The organism is Zhongshania sp. R06B22 (genome assembly GCF_040892595.1).
GTDB classification, from domain to species: domain Bacteria; phylum Pseudomonadota; class Gammaproteobacteria; order Pseudomonadales; family Spongiibacteraceae; genus Spongiibacter; species Spongiibacter arctica.
Window position 1 is genome coordinate 1 of record NZ_JBFRYB010000005.1, and the last position, 4,618, is coordinate 4,618.

Consider the following 4,618-nt stretch of genomic DNA (forward strand, 5'->3'; position numbering starts at 1 on the left):
CGGTCAGACCCAAAACAGTCGCTGCGCTCCTGGGGCCAGCTTTCGCCAGGCTTTAATTTAGAACCCGAGATTCAATAGAGTCTCGGGTTTTTTTATGGACTGCTGGAAGTGGGTTCCACTACACGGCCCATGCGACAAACTTTGTTCTGTAAGAACGAGTTTGGTGCGCCGACAGGCGTCGCGCAGCGATTGCGAGCACTGCTCGCAACACAAAGTAGGTCAGGACCCACAACGCTTCGCGGGGCCGACTCACCCAAAGCGTTCACTTCGTTCACGGGGCGGGCCCTCGCCAGGCTTTTTATTGTCATTTAAATTGCCAAAGCACTCGCTTTACTCGCCTACCCACTGGGCATACAGGCCACGCTGCCCCGAGATTCATCTGAGTCTCGGGTTTTTTATGCGTAAAGGGGCGTCGTGTCGCCACGAGCAGCGCGTTGTAAACTAAACAGACGAGCAGTGGTTGAGGCAGTGATGCATGCGGATGGCGGTAAAACTGTAACGTAGAAGCAGTGCTTCCAGCGAAAAGTAACTTAAAGGCCCTCTCAGTTGAATGAAGAGCTATTGTGCTCGGTAGTTCTTTTATAAACTAAAGCAGTCGGCTGCGACTTCACGCTAGATGGTAAGCGAAAAAGTAAAAGCTATAACTTACAGCTCTGCTCCACGCTCCGAAATAAAAAATCCAAGTAGGCCCACTGCAGGTTTTTTTGGCAGTAGAAGCGAGATTCCCGTAATTAAGAATGCCTACTAATCTTTCCGTATCGACGGCGTTAGGTCCACTATTGGTCTTTATTGGTCTTTATTGGCGCTTATTGATAAGCAAGCGTTGTTTTAAACACGGTAAACAAAAACATCCCCAAGTGGGGATGTTTTTCAAATCGCTAGACTGTATATGCAAGCATTAGGTATCAAGTTGACGAACGTCGACACTTTTTACCGCATTATTGTCTTTAATAATTTCGACTACGCGGTAAATCATGCTTACTTCATCAACGCGGCCGGAGATCGAAATATTGCCGTCGCGGCTGTCAACTTCTAATACGCCCGCCAGCTTGCTGTCAGCCTGGAGCTTGCTGATGACTGCTTTTGCTAGCTCTTGGTCTGCGCTCGAATGAACCCCGATATGCCCCCCGGCCTGGACGTAGAGCGGATTTGAGCTTGATGTTGGGCTCGCGAAAGCGAGGTTGCATGCAAAGACACCTATTGCCGAAGCAGTAATGATTTGTTTGATTTTCATAATATGAACCCCTGTGTTCAATGGGTGATGGATTATTTCGCACAATCTAGTGTGCGTTAACAATGATTACGGGGTAAATCTTGTAACGGATCTCCTCGCTTATGCCCATCTATAAAAGGTAGTCTCTGATTCCCGAGTGTCAATGTTTCCAGCGCCGCCAATAATGCAAATATTCTGATATGATCCAGTCCATTCAAATTGCGATAGGCGCGCGGGTAGTGTGGAAATTTTAAGTATATTGGCGGATGGCGAGTACCACTCCGGAGAGGAGATAGGTGCTCTTCTGGGGGTAAGTCGGGCGGCGGTATGGAAGCAGCTGCAAAAGCTTGAGGGTTTTGAATTACAAATTGAGTCGGTAAAAGGCCGTGGATATCGCTTGGTGGGTGGTTTGGATCTTCTTGATGGCGACCGGATACGGGGCCTCTTATCAGTGGAGGCTGAGCTTGCTCTTGGGGAATTTACGATATTTCCGCAAATAGACTCAACTAATAACGCCGCTGCGACAGCTATACGTGAAGGGCGGGCTGCTGGTTATTGCTGCATCGCCGAGCAGCAGAGTGCCGGGCGAGGGCGCCGAGGCCGAGAGTGGCGAAGTCCTTTTGGTCGTAATATATACTTGTCGCAGGTTTGGGAATTTCAGGCAGGCGCTTCAGCACTTGAGGGGCTTAGTTTGTCTGTTGGCCTAGCGGTTGTGCGTGCTCTAACAAAATTTGGAGTGACTGGTCTCGGCCTAAAATGGCCGAATGATATCTTGTATCGAGATAAGAAGATGGCCGGTATTTTATTGGAAATGCAAGGTGATCCCTCGGGCGTCTGCCAAGTCATTGTAGGTGTGGGGCTAAACGTTGATATGACCGGCGCAAATACCGCTGGTATTTCGCAACCTTGGGCTGACTTGGCGGAAGTAGTGGGCGTCGTTGATCGAAACGCGCTAGTAGCGGAATTAATGTCAGCACTGTACTTGGTGTTTCAGGAGTTTTCGTTTGGAGGTTTCTCTGCTCATAAAGATGAATGGTCTCGCTATGACGTATTTGCCGGTCGACCCGTCAGAGTGCAGCTTGGTCAAACATATATTGAGGGCGTAGTTACTGGTGTAGATCGAAGTGGCGGTTTGATTTTAACAACCCCTGAGGGCGAGCGCGTCTTTAATGGTGGCGAAGTAAGTCTGCGAGGCGCTTAAATTGACTCTGATCTTAGAGCTGGACGTGGGTAACACTGCGATTAAATGGCGGCGATTAAAAGCAGCCGAAGTCGTTGAGTCGGGGCGCTTGATTGATGGCGTCGACGGTGTGTGCGATTTACTGCTTGGGGCGGTCGATATGATCCGTGTTGGCTCGGTCGCAAGTAGTGATCTAGAAGCTAGACTAAGAGCTATGCTTGCTCAGTCTGGACTGGAATATAAATTTGCTACATCGCAGCTAGAGTGTGCCGGCGTGGTCAACGGGTATCAAGATGTCCATAAAATGGGGGTGGATCGTTGGCTGGCAATGGTTGCGGCTTTTCAGGTGAAGCGTCAAGCTTGTGTGGTGATAGATGCAGGCACAGCACTAACAATAGACGTCTTAAATAATGATGGCTTGCATCAGGGGGGCTATATTTTGCCTGGTGTTAGTTTGGTGTTAAAGGTACTCGCGGGTGGAACGGGCCGAGTGCGCTTCGGTGCCGAGGATGCTAGGAGTATCGCGCCTGGCCTAAATACCGATAGCTGTGTCCATAATGGTAAATGGTTAGGTTTAGTTGGCGCGGTACGCGCGGCATTAAGTGAAGCGGAATTACTGATTGGTGATCAGTACGATGTTTTTATTACCGGGGGGGATGGCTTGACCCTAAGGCGCTTGGCAGGGGAGGTGGCGGCTTCGTGGTGCTACCACGAAGATCTGGTGCTAGATGGCTTGGCGCCGGTGCTGGCTAAAGGATAGGGGGGAGTCGGATGCGGTGGTTTTTTCTTCTATTGCTAGCTATCAATGTCGTTATCTACATCAGTTACCGGGACGTGGATCTTTCCTTAGATTCGGCAGTCTTGGCTGTTAGTGATGATCAAAATAGAATCTTGCTGCTGTCAGAAACGACTTCGGCTGAGGGCGAGTCTGTCCGGGATGCGGCTTCATTAAAAGAGGGCGCTTCCGAGGTCGCTGCAGCTGGAGTTGCTGAGGAGGTAAATGACTTGGGCTGTTTGCTGCTTGGCCCTTATAAGAGTCGTGATGAACTCCGCCGGGATGCGACATTGGTTGTTGGCGCCAAGATGTTGGCTGAACGCTATGAGCGAAGTGCTGATTTTTGGGTTTATCTTGGCCCCTATCCCTCTTTTGACTCCGCAGCAAATATCAGCGCAGAATTGCGAGCAAAGCGTATCGATAATTTTATTATTCGCGGCGGAGTCCTGCAAAATGCCATTTCCCTCGGAGTGTTTACCACTGACGAGAGGGCTGCGGTCCATGCTAAGCGGCTCCTAAAGAAGAATTATCAAGTAGCTGTTAAGCGGGTGCCGAAAGAAGGTGAGCGCTATTGGTTGAGTTATACGGGGCGAGCGGGGACTGAATTGTATACGGCAGCGGAGTTGGCAATGGAGAAAAAGACAGATAATAACAAAAGCCTAGGGAAAAAAAGCTGCAATCTGATTGCGTCTCACCGTGAGTTAGACTAGAATGCCGGCCTCGTTTGGAAGCGACGTGGTAGCTAAGCTGGCGTAGCTCAGTTGGTAGAGCAGCTGACTTGTAATCAGCCGGTCGGGGGTTCGACTCCTCTCGCCAGCTCCACACACTTTCCTTATAAGCGGTGCAGAAGTAATAAGTCAGCCAAGGTTGAGTTGTTAAATGTATGGCTTAAAAGGAATATTCCGTTTTCTTGGGGTGGGGTTCCCGAGTGGCTAAAGGGATCAGACTGTAAATCTGACGCGCAAGCTTCGGTGGTTCGAATCCACCCCCCACCACCATTAATTGTAAGACTTGCCAGCAGATAACAGTTTCAGCGGGTATGGTTCAATGGTAGAACCTCAGCCTTCCAAGCTGATGGTGCGGGTTCGATTCCCGCTACCCGCTCCAGTTTGGGCAGGGGTGTAATAGATATTTTCGGTGCTCATGTAGCTCAGTCGGTAGAGCACTTCCTTGGTAAGGAAGAGGTCACCGGTTCAAATCCGGTCATGAGCTCCATTAAATTTGGCGACAAAAGCTGATTTACTTGGCTTTTGTCTTTTTGTAGTGGCTTGACGAAAATAGTGACTTGACGAAAAAGTCCGCTAGGAGACTGTCGCAATGGCTAAAGAGAAGTTTGAACGTAATAAGCCCCATTTGAATGTGGGCACCATCGGTCACGTTGACCATGGTAAAACCACGCTGACCGCAGCACTGACGCGCGTATGTGCAGAGGTGTTTGGTGGTAAGGCAG

At 49.8% G+C, this 4,618-nt stretch carries 5 protein-coding genes and 4 tRNA genes; 8 read left to right on the forward strand and 1 reads right to left on the reverse strand.

Annotated elements, in window-relative coordinates; all coding sequences use genetic code 11:
* Positions 1-898 precede the first annotated feature (898 nt).
* The gene (locus tag AB4875_RS17345) at positions 899-1,234 is read right to left on the reverse strand and encodes a BON domain-containing protein (protein ID WP_368377379.1); all 336 of its coding nucleotides are present in this window, start codon (positions 1,232-1,234) and stop codon (positions 899-901) included.
* Positions 1,235-1,454: 220 nt separating this feature from the next.
* Between AB4875_RS17345 and birA the strand changes: the two genes are divergently transcribed.
* The 8 genes from birA to AB4875_RS17385 form a co-directional block, all read left to right on the forward strand.
* Positions 1,455-2,414 carry a bifunctional biotin--[acetyl-CoA-carboxylase] ligase/biotin operon repressor BirA gene (gene birA / locus AB4875_RS17350; protein WP_368377380.1) on the forward strand — a complete coding sequence of 320 codons (960 nt, stop codon included), beginning with the start codon at positions 1,455-1,457 and terminating at the stop codon, positions 2,412-2,414.
* Between the two features lies 1 nt (position 2,415).
* On the forward strand, positions 2,416-3,153 hold the full coding sequence (locus AB4875_RS17355) for a type III pantothenate kinase (RefSeq protein ID WP_368377381.1): 738 nt from the start codon (positions 2,416-2,418) through the stop codon (positions 3,151-3,153).
* An 11-nt stretch (positions 3,154-3,164) separates the two neighbouring features.
* Entirely contained in the window at positions 3,165-3,878 is a 714-nt protein-coding gene (locus AB4875_RS17360; RefSeq protein WP_368377382.1) for a hypothetical protein, read from the forward strand.
* A gap of 36 nt (positions 3,879-3,914) precedes the next feature.
* Positions 3,915-3,990: transfer RNA gene (locus AB4875_RS17365), tRNA-Thr, on the forward strand.
* 92 nt (positions 3,991-4,082) lie between these two features.
* A tRNA-Tyr gene (locus AB4875_RS17370) sits at positions 4,083-4,166 on the forward strand.
* Between the two features lie 35 nt (positions 4,167-4,201).
* Positions 4,202-4,275: transfer RNA gene (locus tag AB4875_RS17375), tRNA-Gly, on the forward strand.
* A gap of 32 nt (positions 4,276-4,307) precedes the next feature.
* Positions 4,308-4,383: transfer RNA gene (locus AB4875_RS17380), tRNA-Thr, on the forward strand.
* Positions 4,384-4,485: 102 nt separating this feature from the next.
* On the forward strand, positions 4,486-4,618 hold a 133-nt coding region (locus AB4875_RS17385), incomplete at its 3' end, for a GTP-binding protein (RefSeq protein WP_368377383.1).